This is a genomic window from Vreelandella malpeensis (assembly GCF_020622355.1).
GTDB classification, from domain to species: Bacteria; Pseudomonadota; Gammaproteobacteria; order Pseudomonadales; family Halomonadaceae; genus Vreelandella; species Vreelandella malpeensis.
This window is the reverse complement of the sequence record NZ_WHVL01000005.1, coordinates 214,664-234,599: the sequence shown is the minus strand read 5'-3', so window position 1 is coordinate 234,599 and position 19,936 is coordinate 214,664. Positions and strand designations below refer to the sequence as shown.

General features: G+C 63.2%; 19 protein-coding genes and 1 tRNA gene. 6 read left to right on the top strand and 14 right to left on the bottom strand.

The genetic code is table 11. The annotated features are described in order from the left end of the window. Positions 1–256: 256 nt before the first annotated feature. A complete protein-coding gene (locus GEV37_RS12995; protein ID WP_227390683.1) occupies positions 257–1,603 on the top strand; it encodes a Na+/H+ antiporter family protein in 1,347 nt (448 codons plus the stop codon). 61 nt (positions 1,604–1,664) lie between these two features. On the opposite strand, the gene GEV37_RS12990 is transcribed toward GEV37_RS12995, so the two are convergent. The 4 genes from GEV37_RS12990 to GEV37_RS12975 all read right to left on the bottom strand — a co-directional run bounded on the left by GEV37_RS12990 (position 1,665) and on the right by GEV37_RS12975 (position 5,242). Beyond that, a complete protein-coding gene (locus GEV37_RS12990; protein ID WP_227390682.1) occupies positions 1,665–2,405 on the bottom strand; it encodes an RNA methyltransferase in 741 nt (246 codons plus the stop codon). Positions 2,406–2,536: 131 nt separating this feature from the next. Continuing rightward, positions 2,537–4,180: a chaperonin GroEL gene (groL, locus tag GEV37_RS12985; protein ID WP_227390681.1), complete on the bottom strand. Its 1,644-nt coding sequence runs from the start codon at positions 4,178–4,180 to the stop codon at positions 2,537–2,539. Positions 4,181–4,240: 60 nt separating this feature from the next. Beyond that, positions 4,241–4,534 carry a co-chaperone GroES gene (locus GEV37_RS12980; protein WP_227390680.1) on the bottom strand — a complete coding sequence of 98 codons (294 nt, stop codon included), beginning with the start codon at positions 4,532–4,534 and terminating at the stop codon, positions 4,241–4,243. Between the two features lie 216 nt (positions 4,535–4,750). Then, positions 4,751–5,242 carry an FxsA family protein gene (locus GEV37_RS12975; protein WP_227390679.1) on the bottom strand — a complete coding sequence of 164 codons (492 nt, stop codon included), beginning with the start codon at positions 5,240–5,242 and terminating at the stop codon, positions 4,751–4,753. 120 nt (positions 5,243–5,362) lie between these two features. Here GEV37_RS12975 and GEV37_RS12970 point away from each other — a divergent pair, with 120 nt between their 5' ends. Then, on the top strand, positions 5,363–6,124 hold the full coding sequence (locus GEV37_RS12970; RefSeq protein WP_227390678.1) for an SDR family oxidoreductase: 762 nt from the start codon (positions 5,363–5,365) through the stop codon (positions 6,122–6,124). 53 nt (positions 6,125–6,177) lie between these two features. Here GEV37_RS12970 and GEV37_RS12965 read toward each other — a convergent pair whose 3' ends face one another. Continuing rightward, positions 6,178–6,804, bottom strand: coding sequence for a hypothetical protein (locus GEV37_RS12965; RefSeq protein WP_227390677.1), 627 nt, complete (start codon positions 6,802–6,804; stop codon positions 6,178–6,180). A gap of 186 nt (positions 6,805–6,990) precedes the next feature. Continuing rightward, positions 6,991–7,075, bottom strand: a tRNA-Leu gene (locus GEV37_RS12960). Between the two features lie 83 nt (positions 7,076–7,158). Here GEV37_RS12960 and GEV37_RS12955 point away from each other — a divergent pair. The 4 genes from GEV37_RS12955 to GEV37_RS12940 all read left to right on the top strand — a co-directional run bounded on the left by GEV37_RS12955 (position 7,159) and on the right by GEV37_RS12940 (position 11,133). After that, entirely contained in the window at positions 7,159–7,878 is a 720-nt protein-coding gene (locus tag GEV37_RS12955; RefSeq protein ID WP_227390676.1) for a ComF family protein, read from the top strand. Between the two features lie 28 nt (positions 7,879–7,906). Further along, on the top strand, positions 7,907–8,878 hold the full coding sequence (locus tag GEV37_RS12950; RefSeq protein WP_227390675.1) for a serine/threonine protein kinase: 972 nt from the start codon (positions 7,907–7,909) through the stop codon (positions 8,876–8,878). Positions 8,879–9,016: 138 nt separating this feature from the next. After that, positions 9,017–9,568 (top strand): GTP cyclohydrolase I FolE, encoded by a 552-nt coding sequence (gene folE, locus GEV37_RS12945; protein WP_227390674.1) that lies wholly within the window; start codon positions 9,017–9,019, stop codon positions 9,566–9,568. A 104-nt stretch (positions 9,569–9,672) separates the two neighbouring features. Next, complete coding sequence (locus GEV37_RS12940; RefSeq protein ID WP_227390673.1) at positions 9,673–11,133, top strand: NAD-dependent succinate-semialdehyde dehydrogenase; 1,461 nt, start codon at positions 9,673–9,675, stop codon at positions 11,131–11,133. A gap of 102 nt (positions 11,134–11,235) precedes the next feature. Here the strand turns inward: GEV37_RS12940 and purH are convergent, their stop codons facing one another. The 8 genes from purH to ppa form a co-directional block, all read right to left on the bottom strand. Further along, positions 11,236–12,816 (bottom strand): bifunctional phosphoribosylaminoimidazolecarboxamide formyltransferase/IMP cyclohydrolase, encoded by a 1,581-nt coding sequence (gene purH / locus GEV37_RS12935; RefSeq protein WP_227390672.1) that lies wholly within the window; start codon positions 12,814–12,816, stop codon positions 11,236–11,238. A gap of 44 nt (positions 12,817–12,860) precedes the next feature. Next, a complete protein-coding gene (gene fis, locus GEV37_RS12930) occupies positions 12,861–13,151 on the bottom strand; it encodes a DNA-binding transcriptional regulator Fis (RefSeq protein WP_227390792.1) in 291 nt (96 codons plus the stop codon). Between the two features lie 14 nt (positions 13,152–13,165). Next, positions 13,166–14,206, bottom strand: coding sequence for a tRNA dihydrouridine synthase DusB (gene dusB / locus GEV37_RS12925; RefSeq protein ID WP_227390671.1), 1,041 nt, complete (start codon positions 14,204–14,206; stop codon positions 13,166–13,168). 86 nt (positions 14,207–14,292) lie between these two features. Continuing rightward, the gene (gene prmA / locus GEV37_RS12920; RefSeq protein ID WP_227390670.1) at positions 14,293–15,207 is read right to left on the bottom strand and encodes a 50S ribosomal protein L11 methyltransferase; all 915 of its coding nucleotides are present in this window, start codon (positions 15,205–15,207) and stop codon (positions 14,293–14,295) included. Positions 15,208–15,283: 76 nt separating this feature from the next. Next, on the bottom strand, positions 15,284–16,624 hold the full coding sequence (gene accC, locus GEV37_RS12915; RefSeq protein WP_227390669.1) for an acetyl-CoA carboxylase biotin carboxylase subunit: 1,341 nt from the start codon (positions 16,622–16,624) through the stop codon (positions 15,284–15,286). 31 nt (positions 16,625–16,655) lie between these two features. Continuing rightward, entirely contained in the window at positions 16,656–17,129 is a 474-nt protein-coding gene (accB, locus tag GEV37_RS12910; RefSeq protein ID WP_227390791.1) for an acetyl-CoA carboxylase biotin carboxyl carrier protein, read from the bottom strand. A 236-nt stretch (positions 17,130–17,365) separates the two neighbouring features. After that, entirely contained in the window at positions 17,366–19,213 is a 1,848-nt protein-coding gene (dsbD, locus tag GEV37_RS12905) for a protein-disulfide reductase DsbD (protein ID WP_227390668.1), read from the bottom strand. A 142-nt stretch (positions 19,214–19,355) separates the two neighbouring features. Then, a complete protein-coding gene (gene ppa, locus GEV37_RS12900) occupies positions 19,356–19,886 on the bottom strand; it encodes an inorganic diphosphatase (RefSeq protein ID WP_227390667.1) in 531 nt (176 codons plus the stop codon). Positions 19,887–19,936 lie beyond the last annotated feature (50 nt).

Here is a 19,936-nt window from a genome sequence, read left to right as displayed (position 1 = left end):
TTACTAGCAGTCGTGGAAACGTTCTCATCTAGCTAGCGTATCGCAAGCCGCATTGTTAGCCAAGGCTAAATTGGTTGACCGCACTCGCGCGCGATCAAGCGGGAAGGATCGCCTGGAAACTGTTAAGCCGCTTTCCCGAGGTGTTCACGCTGCTGGACACGGCAATGGGCATCGACGCTGCGCAAGCAAGGAGGTTTCTGCTAAGATTCGCTCGCCTCATATCCAACGACTATCTAAAAAAGCGCTAGGTAATTCAATGAATGCAGTGATTATTGCGGTGCTCGTCATGGTGGCGCTGTCGCTTCTGCGCGTCTCGGTGGTGTTCGCGCTGGTGCTGGGCGCCATCGTAGGCGGGCTGGTGGGCGGGCTGTCCCTTGAGGATACGCTGGGTGCCTTCAACGACGGCGTCGGTGGTGGTGCCCAGGTGGCGCTGGCCTACGCCACGCTTGGTGCTTTCGCCGTGGCCCTGTCGCGCTCCGGGCTACCCGATTTGCTCGCCGCGCGCCTGATCCGGCTGCTCGGCCAGGAGTCGAGCGCGGCGCATCAGGCGCGGGTCAAGTACCTCCTGCTCGGCGCCATCCTGCTGATGGCGATTTTTTCCCAGAACGCCATCCCCGTGCATATCGCCTTCATCCCGATCCTGATCTCGCCGCTGCTGGCCTTGATGAACCAGCTTCAACTCGATCGGCGGGCGGTGGCCTGCGCGCTCACCTTCGGCCTGACCGCGCCGTACATGCTGTTGCCGGTGGGCTTCGGGGCAATCTTTCTCAACGATATCCTGCTGGCCAACCTCAATAGCGCCGGGGAGGCGCTGGGACTCGACATCACCCGCTCGATGGTGCCGGCGGCCATGGCGATCCCGGTCGGCGGCATGGCGCTGGGGCTCCTGGTGGCACTGTTCTTCAGCTATCGCGGACGGCGCGGCTATGCCGACAAGGAGGTGGCGGCGAGCAGCATCGCTGCCGGCCACACCAGCGCCACGCCGCACAGGCTTGGCCTGTTGATGTCCGGGGTGGCCATCGTGGCGGCCCTCGGCCTGCAGCTCTACACCGGGTCGATGATCCTGGGCGGGCTGGTCGGGATCGGACTCCTCTCGATGGGGGGCATCTTCAAGTGGCGCGAGGCGGACGACCTGTTCACCAGCGGCATGCGCATGATGGCGCTGATCGGCTTCATCATGATCTCGGCGGCGGGTTTCGCCGAGGTGATGAAGGCCACTGGCGACATCGACGCGCTGGTGAGCGGTGCCTTCGAGCTGTTCGGCGACAACCGGGGGCTGGCCGCGCTCACCATGCTGCTGGTCGGTTTGTTCATCACCCTCGGGATCGGCTCGTCGTTTTCGACCATTCCTATCATCGCGGCGATCTTCGTGCCGCTGGCGGTGCAGTTCGGCTTCTCGCCCATGGCCACTGTCGTGCTGGTAGGTACCGCTGCCGCGCTTGGGGATGCGGGGTCACCCGCCTCGGACTCGACCCTCGGGCCGACCGCAGGGCTCAACGTGGATGGCCAGCATGACCATATCTGGGACAGCGTGGTGCCCACCTTCATCCACTACAACCTGCCGCTGATCGCTTTCGGCTGGCTGGGAGCGATGTGGCTCTAAGCGAAACGTAACGTGCTTGAACGCAATAGGCAGCCTTCGGGCTGCCTATTTTTATGCAGGATCACTTCTCGTCAGGGGGCAGATAGGTCTCGAAGGCGCTCAACAGCCCGCGCAGTAGCGAAAGCTCCTTGCGGCTGGGCTCGGCCCGGGCGAACAGCGCCTGAAGCTGCTCCTCGGTCCTGGCGTGGGGCTGGGTGAGAAAACCGCTCTGGTGCATCAGGCGGCCCAGATGCGCCTGAAAATGCGCGAACTGCTCCCGGCTCGGCGGAGTGGCCTCGACCGGTCGCTGGTAGGCAAAGGCGCTCTCGGGGCGCTTTCGCCAGGCCCGGTGAACCTCATAGGCCAGAATCTGCACCGCCTGGGAGAGGTTCAGGATGCCGTACTCGGGGTTGGCGGGGATGCTCACCTGGTGAGTGCAGGCGCGAATCTCATCGTTGGTGAGCCCCGAGCGTTCACGGCCGAACACCAGGGCCACCGGCGCGTGATCGGCGTTCTGCACCACTGCCTGGGCCATCTCGTCGGGTTCATCGAACTGGGGTAGCGGCAGGCTGCGAAGGCGGGCGCTGGCGCCGACCACCTGCACGCAGTCAAGGATCGCTTCGTCGAGGTGACTCACCACCCGGGCGTTTTCCAGCACGTCCGTGGCGCCGGCAGCAAGCCGCGTGGCGTCGATGCTTGGAAACTCGCGCGGGTTGACCAGCACGAGCTCGGACAGTCCCATGGTTTTCATCGCCCGGGCGGCGGCCCCGATGTTGCCGGGATGAAAGGTTTGAACGAGCACGATACGAATTCGGGAGAGCACGGCAATGACCTGAGCGTCTGAAAAGCGCGCATGGTAGCACGCTTCGCTCGCCACACGCAGCGTGGCCCCAAACGAAAGAACCCCGCACCAGGCGGGGTTCTCGTGACGTTGAACGTCGAGGGGGGAAGGGCTTACATCATGCCGCCCATGCCACCCATTCCGCCCATGCCACCCATATCCGGCGCGGCTTCCTTCTCTTCCGGATCGTCGGCGATCATGCACTCGGTGGTGATCATGAGACCGGCGACGGAGCCTGCAGACTGAAGCGCGGTGCGGGTCACTTTCGCCGGATCGAGAACACCCATCTCGAAGAGATCGCCGTATTCGCTGGTCTGAGCGTTGTAACCGAAGTTACCTTCACCATCCTTCACGCGATTGATGACCACGGCGGCTTCTTCACCGGCATTGGTGACGATCTGACGCAGCGGAGACTGCATGGCACGCAGCGCCATGTTGATGCCGTGGTTCTGGTCTTCGTTATCGCCAGTGAGGCCCTGTACCTTGGCCATGACACGTACGAGCGCAGTACCGCCACCAGGCACGACGCCTTCTTCGACTGCTGCGCGGGTAGAATGAAGCGCGTCTTCGACGCGGGCCTTCTTCTCTTTCATCTCCACTTCGGTAGCCGCACCGACGCGGATGACCGCAACGCCGCCCGCCAGCTTCGCGACGCGCTCCTGGAGCTTCTCCTTGTCGTAATCGGAAGAAGTCTCTTCGATCTGCGCGCGGATCTGGTTGACGCGGGCTTCGATGTCGTTCTCGGCGCCGGCGCCATCGATGATGGTTGTGTTTTCCTTGGACATGGTCATGCGCTTGGCAGTACCCAGGTGGTCCAGGTTGGCCTGCTCGAGGGTCAGACCCACTTCCTCGGAAATCACGGTGCCGTTGGTCAGGATCGCGATGTCCTGCAGCATGGACTTGCGGCGATCACCGAAGCCCGGCGCCTTGGCAGCAGCGACCTTGACGATACCGCGCATGTTGTTGACGACCAGTGTCGCCAGCGCTTCGCCTTCGATGTCTTCAGCAATGATGGCCAGCGGCTTGCCCTGCTTGGCCACGGCTTCGAGTACCGGCAGAAGCTCGCGGATGTTGGAGACTTTCTTGTCGACCAGCAGGATGTAGGGATCTTCGAGCTCGACCGCCATGGTGTCCTGGTTGGTGACGAAGTAGGGCGAGAGGTAGCCGCGGTCGAACTGCATACCTTCAACGACTTCCAGCTCGTCTTCGAAACCACGACCTTCGTCGACGGTGATGACGCCTTCCTTGCCGACTTTTTCCATCGCTTCGGCGATGATCTCACCGATACGCTTGTCGCCGTTGGCGGAGATGGTGCCGACCTGGGCGATGGACTTGGTGTCGGTGCAGGGCACGGCCATCGCCTGGATCTCTTTCACCGCAGCGGTCACGGCTTGGTCGATGCCGCGCTTCAGATCCATCGGGTTCATGCCGGCGGTTACGCCTTTCAGGCCTTCGGCAACGATTGCCTGGGCCAGTACGGTGGCGGTGGTAGTACCGTCACCGGCAGCGTCAGAGGTCTTGGAAGCCACTTCCTTGACCATCTGCGCGCCCATGTTTTCGAACTTGTCTTTCAGTTCGATTTCCTTGGCTACAGACACACCGTCCTTGGTCACGGTCGGTGCGCCGAAGGACTTGTCCAGCACCACGTTGCGGCCTTTCGGGCCCAGGGTGACTTTTACGGCGTTGGCCAGTACATCTACACCGCGCGCCATGCGCTTGCGGGCATCATCGGAAAACTTGACTTGCTTAGCTGCCATGTTCGTTACTTCCTATATCGAAAAAAGTAAATGTGAAAGCAAGGGGTCGCGGCAATGAAATCAGCCTTCGACGACCGCCAGGATGTCGGCTTCGCTCATGATCAGGACTTCTTCGCCGTTGATCTTCTGTTTCTCGACGCCGAAGCCATCCTTGAAGATCACGGTGTCGCCTACCTTGACGTCCAGCGCACGCACTTCACCGTTGTCGAGAATACGACCGTTGCCCACGGCCAGTACTTCGCCACGGGTAGGTTTTTCCTGGGCGTTGCCCGGAAGCACGATGCCGCCAGCGGTTTTCTGTTCTTCTTCCGTGCGACGAATAACGACGCGATCGTGCAAGGGACGGATATTCATGCTCTCGTTCTCCTGAGGTTCGTCAAAGCCCCAATGGGCAGTCTTTAAAAGGATTCTCGTGGTCGTGCCCCGAGAAGCGAAGGCGTCGCGCCTTCATGTTTATGGTATCCGCGGATACCGAATCTTCGCTGACTCCAGAAGTGGGGGCTCGCGTTCACCTTTCAAGGGCGGCAAGGCAAAAAAATCACCTATGACATACCTACTTAAGTCGCAGCCCTAGCGCCGGTGACGCGGATCGTCACGGCTGATGAACTCGCCTTCGATGGTGGTGGGCTCGCCAGCGTCATGCGAGGCGGACTGTTCGGGCCGATCGGGACGGGAATGGGGGTGATAGGCGCTCGCCTGCGAGGCGACGGTGGCCTTGAGACCGAGCCAGCTCAAGCCGCCGAGCAACAGCCTGCGGGCGCTTGGCAGCAGACAGGCAAGGCCGAGTGCATCGGACAGAAATCCCGGCGCCATGAGCAGGGCGCCGCCGAAGATCAGCGCAGCCCCCGTGAACAGCTCCGACGAGGGAAGCTCGCCTGCCTGCAGCCGAGCCCGTGCGCGCGCCAGCGCCGAAACGCCTTCGCGACGGATGAGGTGCAGCCCGACGAAGCCCGTCAGCAGCACAAGCAGCAGCGTGGTCAGAAGGCCGATATGGCTGCCCACCGAGAAGAGTACGACGAAATCGAGTAGGGTGAACACCGAGATGAACAGTAAGATGGGCATGTCTGCCTCCAGCACTAGCGTAAACACTCTTTATGGTGACAGAAAACACGATTACAAGCAGCCGCCGAGCGTAGGCCTCTTCAACGACTGCGCGCGGCTCATCGAACAAGGAACGCAGGAATGCACGTGGATAACAAGATCATCGCGATCACCGGCGGCGCTCGGGGGCTCGGCTTCGCCATGGCCCGTCATCTGGGCGCGCAGGGTGCTCGGCTCGCGCTGCTGGATACCCGCCAGGACGCGCTTGACGCCGCGGTGGCTCGCCTGGCCGAACAAGGCTTCGCGGCCAGCGGTTTCGTGGTCGATGTGAGCAACGAGGCCTCGGTCGTGGCGGGGTTCGCCGCCATCGCTGGCGAGCTCGGCCCGGTTTCGGGCTGCATCAACAATGCCGGCATCACTGACGATGCCATGCTCGTCAAGGTAAAGGAGGGGCGGGTGGAGAAGCGCATGTCGCTTACGGCGTGGCAGCGCGTGCTGGACGTCAACCTGACCGGCGCCTTCCTGTGTGGGCGCGAGGCCGCGACGCACATGATCGAGGCGGGAGAAGGGGGCGTCATCGTCAACATCTCGAGTATCTCGAAAGCCGGCAACATGGGCCAGAGTAACTACGCCGCCGCCAAGGCGGGCATTCACGCGCTGACGGTCACCTGGGCGAAGGAACTGGCTCGCTACGCCATCCGTACTGCGACCGTCGCGCCGGGGTTCGTGGCCACGGAAATGACCGCGGCGATGCGCCCGGACATGCTCGAGCGTATCGCGCAGAGCGTACCGCTGAATCGGTTGGGCGAGCCCGATCATATCGCCCAGAGCGTGGCTTTCGCGTTCGACAACGACTACTTTACCGGGCGCATCATCGAGTGCGACGGCGGCCTGCGGCTTTGAGCACCGGTTCTGCGTGTGCGGTCAAAAGCAAATAGTCGGCCATGAGGTCACGCTCATGCCTTGTGGTTTTCGATGCTCTTGGCCCACTCCAGCACCTGCTTGCGCTCACGCCGGCTCGACATCCGCTGGGTATCGATCTTGATGGGAATCAACTGGCGGTTCGGCTCGGCATCCAGGCTCAGCTTGAAGACCCGTGAGGCGCCGACCGGCATATCCTCGGGGCCATAGATCGCGACAACGCGAATTTCAAGATGAAGCTCCTCGCGGGAGAGTGCCTGTTCGTCGATCTCCCAGTAAGCCTTGAGCTCATCGACGATCTTGGCGAAGGACTGAAGATGGATATAGTCGCCGGAGCCCAGCGGGCCTTGGTGCGTGCGAAAGGTGTCGTCGTCTTCCTCTTCGCTCTCCTTCTGGTGCTCCACCACGTCGAGCTCGTAGGTTCGTTCCTCGGTATGCAGGACCGCGATGACGTGCTGCACGTAGATCGCTTCGCTGCTCATGTTGCTGACCAGACAGAGTGCCTGGGTACCGGTTCCCTTGCCCCGGTTGACGATGATGCGTGGCTGGCGCTGGCGGGCGAAGTTGTAGTAGAGCAGTTGCGCGTAGAACAACCACACGAACAGGGTGCAGATATTGGCGATCGCGGTGATTACCTGCGAGTGTTCCTCGAGCCATTCCATGGCATCGTGCCTCTTGTGTTGAAGGGTGCCGTGACAATGTAGCGACATCGTGACCGCGTGTCGTTAATCTAGGTGTCGTTAATCTGGATAAGGTAGTGCGAATTGGCCAGATGCTTCGATGATGAGCAGGCCGTGCGAGGATGCAAAGAAAGAAGAGGCTGTAACGAAGGGAAGCTTGTCTGTGATTGGTGCGGATGGGGAGACTCGAACTCCCACACCTTACGGCACTAGAACCTAAATCTAGCGTGTCTACCAATTCCACCACATCCGCAGAAGACGAGGCGTATGGTATCAATTTATCGTGCTAAGTCAAGATGGCGGCTCGGGAAATCCCGCTGAGAAGGGAACAGTATGATGCTCACGACGTGGCTCAGGAGGGTGGAGGAACGGCTTCGGCAAGCATTGCCCGGCTACTGCGCCTTCTGCCTGTCGAACCAGGCGAGCGAAAAGGGCTGGTGCGACGAGTGCCAGGCGCTGCTGCCGCGTAACTCAGATGCCTGCCTGATGTGTGCCGAGCCGAGATCGCAAAGCCCGGCCGACTCTGCCGAACGTCTTTGCGGGCATTGTCTGATCGAGCCACCGGCCATGGCCCGAACCACCGCCGATTATCTCTATACCGAACCGGTCAAGACGCTGGTGCGCGACTTCAAGTACCACGCCTCGACCCGCGCCGGGGTGCTACTGGTGGAGCTGATGCTGACAAGCCCGCCGGATACCGCCAAGGCGGCGCTGATGGGCGTACCGATGCACCCCGCCAAGGCGCGCGAGCGCGGCTTCAATCAGGCCGACTGGCTCGCCCGGCAGTTGGCCAAAAGGCTTGGGCTGGCAAGCTTCGAGGGTCAGTGCGTCAAGCACCTGCCGGCCCAGCATACCCTCAATCGCCGGGCGCGCCTGGAGAATCTTCGCGGGGCGTTCGTTCTGCCGCAGAGCCTTCCCGAGCGCCTGATCATCGTCGATGACGTAGTGACGACCGGCGCGACCGGCCAGGAGCTCGCCCGCCAGGCGCTCGGGGCAGGCGTGCGGTGCGTGGAACTCTGGGCGCCGGCACGGACACCGCCCGGGCGAGACTGGTAGAATGGCGTCTTTTTTCAGGAGGGGCGTCATGGCCCATGCATTCAGTGCGCTTTCCCCCGAAACGGTGATCTCCGCCGTCGAGTCCGTTGGGCTCTATCCTGCCGACGAGCCCTTCGCGCTCAACAGCTACGAAAACCGCGTGCTGATGTTCCAGGACGACGACCGTACCCGCTGGGTGGTGAAGTTCTACCGCCCGGAGCGTCTGAGCGATGCCGCCATCGATGAGGAGCACGCGTTTCTTCTGGAGCTCGCCGACGCCGAAGTGCCGGTGGGCGCGCCCTGGCGTGATCAGCGAGGTCAGGCGCTGCATCGCTTTGAAGGGTTTCGCTTCACGCTCTTTCCGCACTGCTTGGGCCGTGCCCCGGAGCTCGACAATCCGGCCCACCTGTTCGCCTTGGGCGAAGTGCTGGGCCGGCTTCACGCGCAGTCGTCGCGCAAGGCGTTCGTGCACCGTCGAACGCTCGACCTGAGCGGCGATATCGAACGTGCGCGCAGCCAGGTGATGGGGAGCCCGTGGCTCGACGCCCAGCAGCGCCGCGTCTATCCGCAGATCATCGACAGGCTGCTTACCTCACTCGAGCGGCATTCGCTGTCGAGCGCGAACTTCATTCGTACCCACGGCGATTGTCATCTAGGTAACATTCTCGGCGTTGATGATGCCTTTACGCTGGTGGACTTCGACGACTGCCTGATGGCGCCGGCGATCCAGGACGTCTGGATGCTGCTGCCCGAGGATGCCCAGGAGTGGCGAGCGGCCCTGAGCGAAGTACGTGAAGGCTACGAAGAGAGTCGCCCCTTTCCCGACGACGAGCTCGACCTGATCGAGCCGCTGCGTGCCTACCGCCTTGTTCGCCATGCCGCCTGGCTGGTGTCGCGCTGGGAGGACCCGGCGTTTCCGCGTGCCTTCCCGTGGCTTGCCGAGCGCGGCCACTGGGACCAGCACCTGCGCCAGCTCGAGCAGCAGCTCATGCAGCTCGAACAGCCTCGCTGGCTGGCATGACCGGCCAAGTGGCTCATTGTTCAGGGTAAAACGCGCATTGGCCGCGCTTTACCCTGCCACCTGGCGGCTGGGTAAGGTAAAATAAGCGGTTCTCATAATTACCCGCTATTCGGCTTTACAGGTTGAACGAGGCTCATCATGACCGACGACATCGCCCAGCACTATCGTGCCATCATTACCGCGCTCGGGGAGGACCCGGATCGTGAAGGGCTGCGCGATACGCCGACGCGAGCCGCCAAGGCCATGCAGTTTCTCAATGCGGGCTATGCAACGTCGCTCGAAGAGATCATTAACGGCGCGGTGTTCGATTCCCAGACCGATGAAATGGTACTGGTCAAGGACATCGAGCTCTACTCGATGTGCGAGCATCACCTTCTGCCCTTCATCGGCAAGTGCCACATTGCCTACCTCCCGACGGGCAAGGTGCTGGGGCTTTCCAAGTTCGCGCGCATCGTGGACATGTACGCTCGACGCATGCAGATCCAGGAGAACCTGACGCGCGAGATCGCCGAGGCGGTCCAACAGGTTACCCAGGCCAAGGGCGTGGCGGTGGTGATCGAGGCGCGCCATCTGTGCATGATGATGCGTGGCGTCGAGAAGCAGAACTCCAGCATGACGTCCTCGGTGATGCTCGGACTGTTTCGCAGCAATCAGGCGACCCGTCAGGAATTTCTCACGCTCATCAACTAGGCGCCTCGGCGGCGCCCGGGCAAACATTTGGTCAAACGCGCTTTTTCGTCTTAGCATGAAGGGATCACGGAACCAAGAGATGACCTTTCGGTTGGGAGACTGTCATGGAAGCGCTCAACGAGACACAGCTGTACTGCCCCTTCGCCTATATCGACGGCAGCTGGGTGGCCGCCGACAGCGGCGAGCAGATCAAGGTAATCAACCCGGCCACCGGTGAGCCCATGGGCGACATGCCGCGCCTGGGGCGTGCCGAGACCGAGCGCGCGATCGATGCCGCCGATCGAGCACTGCCCGCCTGGCGCGCGCTGACCGCCCAAGAGCGCTCGGACCTGCTGTTCAAGTGGTATGACCTGATGATGGAGCACCAGCACGACCTGGCCGTGCTGATGACTCATGAGCAGGGCAAGCCGGTCAAGGAGGCCGAAGGCGAGATCGCCTATGCCGCAAGCTTCATCCGCTGGTTCGCCGAAGAGGCGCGGCGCATCTACGGCGAAACGATTCCCGCTGCCAAGGCGAGCCAGCGTATCCTGGTCACCAAGCAGCCGGTCGGTGTGGTCGGGGCGATCACGCCCTGGAACTTCCCCGCCGCGATGATCACCCGCAAGGCGGGAGCGGCGCTGGCCGCCGGCTGCACCATCGTCATCAAGCCGGCCAGCCAGACCCCGTTTTCAGCGACGGCGCTGGCGCTTCTGGCCGAGCGGGCAGGCATTCCGCGCGGCGTCTTCAACGTGGTGCCGGGCAGTGCCGCCGAGATCGCCAAGGCGTTGACCGACTCCCCCAAGGTACGCAAGATCACCTTCACGGGCTCCACCGAAGTGGGGCGCGAGCTGATGGCCAATGCCGCCCAGCATGTCCAGAAGATCTCCCTTGAGCTTGGCGGCAACGCCCCGTTCATCGTCTTCGAGGATGCGGATCTCGATGCGGCCGTCGAAGGCGCCATGGCGGCCAAGTTCCGCAACGCCGGCCAGACCTGCATCTGCACCAACCGTTTCCTGGTCCAGTCGAGCGTCATCAACGCCTTCTGCGAAAAGCTCGCGGCGGCGATGAACAGCGAACTCACCGTGGGCGATGGCACGAAGACCGGCGTCAACGTCGGCCCGCTGATCGACGAGAATGGCGTGAAGAAGGTCACCGAGCACGTTCAGGATGCCATCGACCACGGCGCCGAGCTGCTATTGGGGGGGCATCCGCACCCGCTGGGTGGCAATTTCTTCACGCCGACGCTGATCAGCTTCGCCAACGACCGGATGAAGGTCGCCAAGGAAGAGACCTTCGGTCCGCTGGCCGCGGTGTTCCCCTTCGACGACGAACAGAGCGCCATCGAGATGGCCAACGATACCCAGTACGGGCTTGCCTCCTACTTCTACTCGAAGGATCTGGCGCGGGTATGGCGGGTCGCCGAGGCGCTGGAATACGGCATGGTGGGTATCAATACCGGTTTGATCTCCAACGCCATGGCGCCCTTCGGCGGGGTAAAGGCCTCGGGGCTCGGTCGCGAGGGCGGCCATCAGGGCATCGAGGAGTACCTGGAAACCAAGTACCTGTGCCTCGACCTGGGTAGTTGATCGTCCCCTATACTGAAAGAAGACCTATACTGAAACAAGAAAGGCCCAGGCAGATGTCTGGGCCTTTTCTTTTGCATGCGCTTTTACACGCGCGTCACGCCATTAATGGCGGAAGTGGCGCATGCCGGTGAACACCATGGCGATGCCGGCCTCGTCGGCGGCGTCGATCACTTCCTGGTCGCGCATGGAGCCACCGGGCTGGATGACCGCCGTGATGCCCGCTTTCGCCGCCGCGTCGATGCCGTCGCGGAAGGGGAAGAAGGCATCAGACGCCATCACGGACCCGGGCACCGTCAGGCCTTCGTCCTCGGCCTTGATGCCGGCGATTCTGGCGGAGTAGACGCGGCTCATTTGCCCTGCGCCCACGCCGATGGTCTGGCCCGCCTTGGCGTAGACGATGGCGTTGGACTTGACGAACTTGGCCACTTTCCAGGCGAACAGCAGATCGTTGAGCTCCTGTTCGCTCGGCGCGCGCTTGCTCACCACGGTAAGAGCATCACGAGTGACCATGCCCTGATCCTGCTCCTGGACCAGCAAGCCGCCGTTGACGCGCTTGAAGTCGAGCGCGGTAGCCGCGGGCGTGCCGGAAAGCGCCGGTGTTTCCAGCAGTCGCACGTTCTTCTTCTCGGCCACGATGGCGGCGGCCGCATCATCAATGCCCGGGGCGATGATCACTTCGACGAACTGGCGATCGACGATGGCGCGTGCGGTATCGGCGTCGAGCGCCACGTTGAAGGCGATGATGCCGCCGAAGGCGCTGGTCGGGTCGGTGGCGAAGGCCTTGTCGTAGGCCTCGAGGGCCGTTGCGCCTACCGCCACGCCGCAGGGGTTGGCGTGCTTGACGATCACGCAGGCGGTCTCGGTGAATGCCTTGACGGTCTCGAAGGCGGCGTCGGTATCGGCAACGTTGTTGAACGAGAGCGGCTTGCCCTGGCGAATTACGGCGGTTGCGACACTTGCCTCTTGAGCGTCGGGCTCGACGTAGAAGGCCGCTTGCTGGTGCGGGTTCTCGCCGTAGCGCATGTCCTGCTTCTTCTCGAGCTGCAGGTTGAAGGTACGCGCAAAGCGGGCGTCGCTGTCGCTGACCTTGCGACCCAGGTAGTTGGCGATGGCACCGTCGTAGGCAGCAGTATGCTCGAAGGCCTTCACGGCGAGATCGAAGCGCGTGGCCTGACTCACCGCGCCTTCCTGAGATGCCATCTCGCCCAGCACCCGGGCGTAGTCGTCGGTATTGACGACGATGGTGGTGTAGGCGTGGTTCTTGGCGCAGGCACGCACCATGGTCGGGCCGCCGATGTCGATGTTCTCGATGGCATCCGAAAGAGTGCAGTCATCCTTGGCGACGGTCGCCTCGAAGGGGTAGAGATTCACCACCACCATGTCGATTGGCGCAATGTCGTTTTCGGCCATCACCGCATCGTCCTGACCGCGACGGGCGAGGATGCCACCGTGAATCTTGGGATGCAGGGTCTTGACGCGGCCATCCATGATCTCCGGAAAGCCCGTGTGCTCCGAAACTTCCTGTACCTCGACTGAATGCTCCTTCAAGAGCCGGAAGGTGCCGCCGGTGGAGAGCAACTCGACCCCCTGCTCGCGAAGGCCTTTGGCGAAGTCGACGATGCCGGTCTTGTCGGAGACGCTCAGCAGTGCGCGGCGAACGGGGGTGTGGGGGGTGTCTGCCATATAATGCTCATGAAACTCAAGGGGTGAAAACGACGACGCCCCACTCAAGGGGCGTCACTGATAAGTCCGTACTGCTTCAATTTCTTGCGCAAAGTGCCGCGGTTCAGCCCCAGCACGTCCGCGGCCCGGGTCTGGTTGCCGTCGGTGTGATCCATGACGCAGGTCAGAAGCGGCGCCTCCACTTCGGCCATCACCATGGCGTACAGGTCGCTGGCCTGGCTGCCATCGAGATGCTCGAAGTAGCGGCGCATCGCGGCTTCGACGGCTTCCCTGAGCGGCTGGGGCGGCTCGTGAGCGGACGAGGAGGCCGCATCGAGCACCGGGGCGCTTTCCATCGTAAAACGTTCGTTCATGCGGCATGGCTTCCTTTGTCTAGCAGTCGCGCAGCGGCGTCAGGCGTCATCGCATTGTCGATCCATTCAAGCTGTGCCTGGGGCGTGCTCAACGCATTGAATTGTTGTTTTAATGCCTTGCGACCATGCGGCGCGAAGCGTGCATCCTCGTCGAGGTACCAGCCCAGGTGCTTGCGCGCGATGCGCACGCCCATCACCTCGCCGTAGAACGCGTGAAGGGCTTGGAGGTGCTCCTCGAGAACCCGGTGGCGCGTCTCGAGCGACGGCGGCGCGAGATGCTCGCCGTGGGCCAGGTAGTGGGTGATCTGCTCGAAGATCCAAGGGTTGCCCTGGGCACCGCGACCTACCATCAGCGCATCGGCGCCGGTATAGCGCAGCACGAAGGCGGCCTTTTCCGGCGACGTGATATCGCCGTTGGCGATCACCGGAATCGACAGGCGCGACTTGACCTCGGCGATGGTGTCGTACTCGGCACATCCAGTATAGCGCTGTTGGCGGTGTCTACCATGGATCGCCAGCGCATGGATGCCGGCGTCTTCGGCCAGCCGCGCCACGTTCAACGCGTTGTTGGAGCTTGCGCACCAGCCGGTACGAATCTTGAGCGTCACGGGGATATCGACGGCACCGACCACAGCCTCGAGAATCTCGGCCACCAGCGATTCATCGCGCATCAACGCCGAGCCTGCGGCCTTGTTGCACACTTTCTTGGCGGGGCAGCCCATGTTGATATCGATCACCTGGGCGCCGAGCTCGGCGTTGAGTCGGGCGGCGGTGGCGAGCATCTCTGCGTCACCGCCGGCGATCTGCACCACCCGCGGCGAGGGCTCGCCGGCATGATCCATGCGCAGCCGGGACTTGCGCGTGTGCCAAAGAGACGGGTCCGAGGTGACCATTTCGCCCACCACCCAGCCCGCGCCCAGCCGCCGGCACAGCCGTCGAAAGGGGCGGTCGGTGACGCCGGCCATCGGCGCCAGCATCACCGGGCTCTGAAGTCGATAAGGCCCGATGGTCGCAAGCTCAAGGGTCGATAATGTCATGGCAGATCAGTTGTCGAACGGGGGTGGGGTCGCAAGGGGGCGTATGATACGCCTACTTGCAAGTAGGGTGAAGCCCGATGGCCGGATTAACCCGGACGCCGGGCGGTCAGCCGTACCCAACCTTCGCGCAGGACCGGCTCGTCGACGATCAGGCCTTGTGCTTCGTAAGCCTTCATCACTTCGGCGGCCTGGTTGGCCAGAATGCCCGACAGCGCAATCAGGCCCTTCGGTGCCACGTAGCCGGCAATGGTGGGCGCGAGCTCGACCAGCGGGCCTGCCAGGATGTTGGCGGTGACCACAGGGTAGCCATTGCCGGGTGCGAGCTGCTCCGGGTAGAAGAGCGATAGCCGGTCGGCTGTGACCTGGTTGCGCTCGGCGTTGTCACGACTCGCCTGCAGCGCCTGGGGGTCGATGTCGGTGGCGTCGGCCCGCACGGCACCCAGTCTCAGCGCGGCGATGGCGAGAATGCCCGAGCCGCAGCCGACGTCCAGCACCGTCTGCCCATCGAGCTCGCCTTCGACGGCCAGGCTGTCGAGCCATTCGAGGCACAGCGCGGTGGTCGCGTGGGTGCCGGTGCCGAAGGCCAGGCCCGGGTCGAGAATGAGGTTGACCGCGTTCGCCTCCGGCGGCTCGATCCAGCTGGGCACGATCCAGAGCTTCTGGCCCATCTTGAGCGGAGCGAAGTCGTCCATCCACTCGCGTTCCCAGTCGCGGTCGGCGAGCAGCTCGTACTCGATGGTGGGGCAGGGCTCGCCGGGAACCTGCTCGGCCCAGGCGCCCTCGATGCGCGACAGCATCGCATCGATACCTTCCAGGTCGTCATAGAGCCCGGTAAGGATGGTCTCCTGCCAGAGCGGGGTGGTGCCACGGTCGGGCTCGAACACCGGGTCGTCCTCGGCGTCCTGCAGGCCGATGGCGGTAGCGCCTTCTTCGAGCAGAAGCTCTTCGAGCAGTTCCGCCTGTTCCGGCGCGACGTGGGCGCGAAGCTGTAGCCAGGGCATGGCACTCTCCGAAATGAGGGTGAAAACGCCGATGGGGTGGCCAGGCCACCCCGTCGAGGTCATGATCGCGAAAGAATCAGCTGGCGAGCTTCTTCTCGAGGTAGTGAATGTTGACACCGCCCTGACGGAAGTAGCTATCCCGCACCAGATCCTTCTGCAGGTCGATATTGGTCTTGATGCCTTCGACCAGCAGCTCGTCGAGTGCATTGCGCATGCGCGTCAGCGCGATGTCGCGGCTGGCGCCCCAGGTGATCAGCTTGCCGATCAGCGAGTCGTAGTGCGGCGGTACGCTGTAGCCGGTATACATGTGCGAATCCATGCGCACGCCAAGCCCCCCGGGGGCATGAAACAGCGTGACCTTGCCCGGCGAGGGCATGAAGGTACGCGCATCCTCGGCGTTGATGCGACACTCGAAGGCATGGCCGTCGAGCTTGACGTCTTCCTGGCGGATCGACAGCGGAAGCCCGGCGGCAATGCGCAACTGCTCCTTGACGATGTCCACGCCGGTGACCATTTCGGTGACCGGGTGCTCGACCTGCACGCGGGTGTTCATCTCGATGAAGAAGAACTCGCCGTCCTCGTAGAGGAACTCGAAGGTGCCGGCGCCGCGATAATTGATCTCGATGCACGCCTCGCGACAGGCTTCGAGCACCTTGGCGCGGGCCTCGGGGTCGAGACCCGGCGCCGGCGCTTCTTCCAGCACCTTCTGGTGACGACGCTGCAGCGAGCAGTCGCGGTCATAGAGGTGGATGGCGTTGCCCTGACCATCGGCCAGCACCTGGACTTCCACGTGGCGCGGCTTCTCGAGGAACTTCTCCATGTACACGGTGCCATCGCCGAAGGCGGCGTGGGCCTCGGTGCGGGTCACGGTGATCGCCGACAGCAGATGCCCTTCGGTGTGCACAACGCGCATGCCGCGACCGCCGCCGCCGGCGGCGGCCTTGATGATCACCGGGTAGCCGATGCGATTGGCGGTGGCCAGGTTGGTGGCATCGTCGTCGCCTAGCGGGCCGTCGGAACCGGGTACGGTGGGCACGCCCGCCGCTTTCATCGCCTCGATCGCGCTGACCTTGTCGCCCATCAGGCGAATGGTCTCGGCGCGCGGGCCGATGAAGGTGAAGCCCGAGCGTTCCACCTGCTCGGCGAAGTTGGCGTTCTCGGACAAGAAGCCGTAGCCGGGGTGTATGGCGCTCGAGTCGGTGACTTCCGCGGCGCTGATCAGCGCGGGAATATTGAGGTAGGACTGGGCCGACGGTGCCGGCCCTATGCAGACTGCCTCATCGGCCAGACGCACGTGCATCAGGTCGCGGTCGGCCTTGGAATGCACCGCGACGGTCTTGATCCCTAGCTCTTTACAGGCGCGTAGAATGCGCAGGGCAATCTCGCCGCGGTTCGCGATAAGTACCTTGTCCAGCATGGGAGAATCCACCCGTATTGAAATGAAAGAGTTAAGCGATGACGACCATGGGCTGGTCAAACTCCACCGGCTCGCCGTCTTCCACCAGGATGGCCTCTACCACGCCGTCGCGATCCGCCTCGATCTGGTTCATCATTTTCATGGCTTCGACGATACAGACGGTATCGCCACGCTTCACGGTATCGCCCACTTCGACAAAGGACTTCGCACCCGGCGCCGGGCTGCGGTAGAAGGTGCCGACCATCGGCGAGTTCACCGCTTCACCGCGGAAGCTGGCGGCCGGGGCTTCGGGGGCTACATCTACGCTTGCCGCAGGAGCGGCGTGTGCCGGTGCGGGCTGTGCAGGCGCGCCGTAGCCGTAGTGCGGCATGGGCTGGGGCTGCCAGGTCGACCCATCGGGATGACGGCTAATACGCACCGACTCCTCGCCTTCCTGAATCTCGATTTCACTGATGTTGGATTCTTCGAGCAGCTCGATGAGTTTTTTGACCTTGCGAATATCCATGGAGAGGGCCCCGGTAATGGTGAATGGCTCAAAGGGAGTCGCATCGCGTCTGAAACGAACGTTCAAGAGCGCAGTAAACCGTGCGGTAAAATTGACAGAAAGCTGCACGTTGACGAACGTTGAGCGCTTGGCGACCGTAAAAGCGTCTGTTTGCACTATGGAGGCGGAGTTTGCCGAAAAACCCGCGTGTTGTCCAGCATCGGCCGCCCTCGAGCGCCGAGGGCTGAGCAAGAGACTCAGGCGTCATGTTCATCGCGAACGTAGCGCTTGAGCGAATCGAGGTGTGCCGCGAGCGCTTCGGCATCCACCTCGCCCTGGATGCGCGCAGCGCGCACCTCGCGCTCGCCCTCGAAGAACAGCAGGCTTGGCGGGCCGAAGAGATCGAAAGCCTGCAGCGCCGCGCGGCTTTGCGCCGTGGTGTCGGTCACGTCGACGGCGATGAGCGTCACATCGTCGAGTGCCTCGACGACGCGCGGATCCGGATAGACATCGCGCTCCATCAGCTTGCAGGAGATGCACCACTGCGCGGTGAAGTGGACGAAGGCAAGCCCCCCGTCGGTGCGCGAAAGCGCTTGCTCGAGCCCCTCGAGACCGTCGACGGTCTCGAAGTCCAGCGTAGGGACCGCCTCGACTGCAGAGGTGGCAGGCCCCTGCAAGGGGCGCAGTGGATCACTGCCGCCCTGGGCGGCACCGAAGACCAGTGCCACGCCCCAGACGAGCAGCATCACGCCCAGCGTCTGACGCGCCCGTGCGGCATTCGATGACGTCTTGGAGGTGAGCGCCCCGAGGGCCAGAGCGGTCTTGATGGCCAGCGCCGCCCAGAGCAGCAGCGCCACCGGCGGCGCGACCAGACGCTCGATCATCCAGATCGCCACGCCGAACAGCAGCAGGGCGAAAGCGACCTTCACGCCGTTCATCCAGGCGCCGGAGCGCGGCAGCAAGGTGGTGCCGAAAGTGCCGGCGAGCAGCAGCGGCAGCCCCATGCCAAGACCCAGTGCCAGCAGCGCCGCGCCGCCGGCCAAGGCGTCGCCGGTACTCGAGATGAACACCAGCGCCCCCGCCAGGGGCGCGGTGACGCAGGGAGACACCACCAGTACCGACAATGCCCCCGCCACGGCGAGCCCGAGCGGGCCGCTGCGCTGGGCGCGGGCCTGCCAGCGCTCAACGGTCGTGGCGAGCCGCGGCGAAAGACGCAGGTCGAAGGCCCCCAGCATGGCGAACGCGAACAGCGTAAAGAGCACCGCGAAGCCGATCAGCACCGGCGGCGACTGGAGCCGCGCCTGCAGATTGAGACCGGCTCCGAACAACCCCATCAGCACCCCCACGACGGCGTAGGTCGCCGCCATGCCCAGCACGTAGCTCGACGAGAGCACGAAGGCGCGAGGGCGGCTGGGGTTCTGGCCGACGATGATCGCGGCCAGGATCGGCAGCATCGGCAGCACGCACGGAGTGAAGGTCAGCCCCAGGCCGGCCAGGAAGAAGAGGCCGAGCATCAGCGGCAGGCTCGCCTGACCGATCAGGGCGCTGAACCGGCCATCCTCGCTTTGCGGCGCGGTGAAGGCCTCGGCGTTACCTTCGCTCGGGGCGGCGGCGTTCGCTTCGCTTTCCCAGCCGGCGAAGGCGGCGGGTGCCGTGGTCTGTGCTGCATCGAGGGTGACGGTTTCCGGCGGATAGCAAAGCCCCGCATCGGCGCAACCTTGAAAGCGAAAGTCGAGACTGAGCGGGCCATCCTGCGGGGCGTCGAAGGGGGCTTCAAAAACCAGCTGGTGGCGAAAGACGTAGGCATCACCGACGAACTCGTCGGTGATGTGCTCACCTTCCGGGATGCTCAAGGCGCCGAGCTGCGCGTCTGCCGCTCGCTCGCTGCTTGGGTTCAAGTCGAGCTGATGGCGGTAGAGGTAGTAGCCATCGTGGATCGTGACGCCGACGTAGACCCGCTCGCCGTCATGCCAGGCCTGACTTTGAAAGGCTTCGTTGACGGGCAGGAAGTCGGAGGATTGGCTCTGGGAGAACCACTGGGCCTGAGCAAGCAAGGGAAGCCCGAGCAGCAGGCACAGCAACATCAAGCGCTTGGTCGATAACACGGTAAATCCTTGGCGATCGTATCCTCGCCATCTTAACGCAGGCACCTTCGCTCGCGTAGCGGCTGCGGTGACGTGCCGCGCCGGCAGGCGGGCGTAACGCAAGAAGGCCGCTCGTGGCGGCCTTCTTGCACAGCATCAGGTGTTACGCCTTCTGGTAGGCGGCAGCGGACTTCTCGATGGCCTTGCGCGCGGCGTCCACGCCTTCCCAGGACTCGACCTTCACCCACTTGCCTTTTTCGAGATCCTTGTAGTTCTCGAAGAAGTGCGCGATCTGCTGACGCAGAAGCTCGGGCAGGTCGGTCACTTCCTGAACGTCGTCGTAGAGTGTGCTGAGTTTCGGGTGCGGCACGCACACGAGCTTGGCGTCTTCGCCGGCTTCGTCGGTCATGTTGAGAATGCCGACCGGGCGCGCACGAATGATGCTGCCCGGCGCCACCGGATGCGGGGTGACGACCAGCGCGTCGAGCGGGTCGCCATCGTCGGCCAGGGTGTGCGGGATGAAGCCGTAGTTCGCCGGGTAGAACATCGGGGTCGCCATGAAGCGGTCGACCAGCAGGGCACCCATGTCCTTGTCGATCTCGTACTTGATGGGCGCGTGGTTGGCCGGAATCTCGATCGCAACAAAGATGTCGTTGGGCAGATCCTTACCAGCGGGGATGTGGTCGAAATTCATTTGAAGTCCTTAACTTGGCGTTTTGTGTGCGTGGTCTAAGCGGTTGATGT

Bases quoted from the DNA above. Each gene is read 5' to 3' on its own strand.
- GEV37_RS12995 (WP_227390683.1), top strand. From the start codon at position 257: ATGAATGCAGTGATTATTGCGGTGCTCGTCATGGTGGCGCTGTCGCTT.
- groL (WP_227390681.1), bottom strand. From the start codon at position 4,180: ATGGCAGCTAAGCAAGTCAAGTTTTCCGATGATGCCCGCAAGCGCATG.
- GEV37_RS12980 (WP_227390680.1), bottom strand. From the start codon at position 4,534: ATGAATATCCGTCCCTTGCACGATCGCGTCGTTATTCGTCGCACGGAA.
- GEV37_RS12975 (WP_227390679.1), bottom strand. From the start codon at position 5,242: ATGCCCATCTTACTGTTCATCTCGGTGTTCACCCTACTCGATTTCGTC.
- GEV37_RS12970 (WP_227390678.1), top strand. From the start codon at position 5,363: ATGCACGTGGATAACAAGATCATCGCGATCACCGGCGGCGCTCGGGGG.
- GEV37_RS12965 (WP_227390677.1), bottom strand. From the start codon at position 6,804: ATGGAATGGCTCGAGGAACACTCGCAGGTAATCACCGCGATCGCCAAT.
- GEV37_RS12955 (WP_227390676.1), top strand. From the start codon at position 7,159: ATGCTCACGACGTGGCTCAGGAGGGTGGAGGAACGGCTTCGGCAAGCA.
- GEV37_RS12950 (WP_227390675.1), top strand. From the start codon at position 7,907: ATGGCCCATGCATTCAGTGCGCTTTCCCCCGAAACGGTGATCTCCGCC.
- folE (WP_227390674.1), top strand. From the start codon at position 9,017: ATGACCGACGACATCGCCCAGCACTATCGTGCCATCATTACCGCGCTC.
- GEV37_RS12940 (WP_227390673.1), top strand. From the start codon at position 9,673: ATGGAAGCGCTCAACGAGACACAGCTGTACTGCCCCTTCGCCTATATC.
- purH (WP_227390672.1), bottom strand. From the start codon at position 12,816: ATGGCAGACACCCCCCACACCCCCGTTCGCCGCGCACTGCTGAGCGTC.
- fis (WP_227390792.1), bottom strand. From the start codon at position 13,151: ATGGAAAGCGCCCCGGTGCTCGATGCGGCCTCCTCGTCCGCTCACGAG.
- dusB (WP_227390671.1), bottom strand. From the start codon at position 14,206: ATGACATTATCGACCCTTGAGCTTGCGACCATCGGGCCTTATCGACTT.
- prmA (WP_227390670.1), bottom strand. From the start codon at position 15,207: ATGCCCTGGCTACAGCTTCGCGCCCACGTCGCGCCGGAACAGGCGGAA.
- accC (WP_227390669.1), bottom strand. From the start codon at position 16,624: ATGCTGGACAAGGTACTTATCGCGAACCGCGGCGAGATTGCCCTGCGC.
- accB (WP_227390791.1), bottom strand. From the start codon at position 17,129: ATGGATATTCGCAAGGTCAAAAAACTCATCGAGCTGCTCGAAGAATCC.
- ppa (WP_227390667.1), bottom strand. From the start codon at position 19,886: ATGAATTTCGACCACATCCCCGCTGGTAAGGATCTGCCCAACGACATC.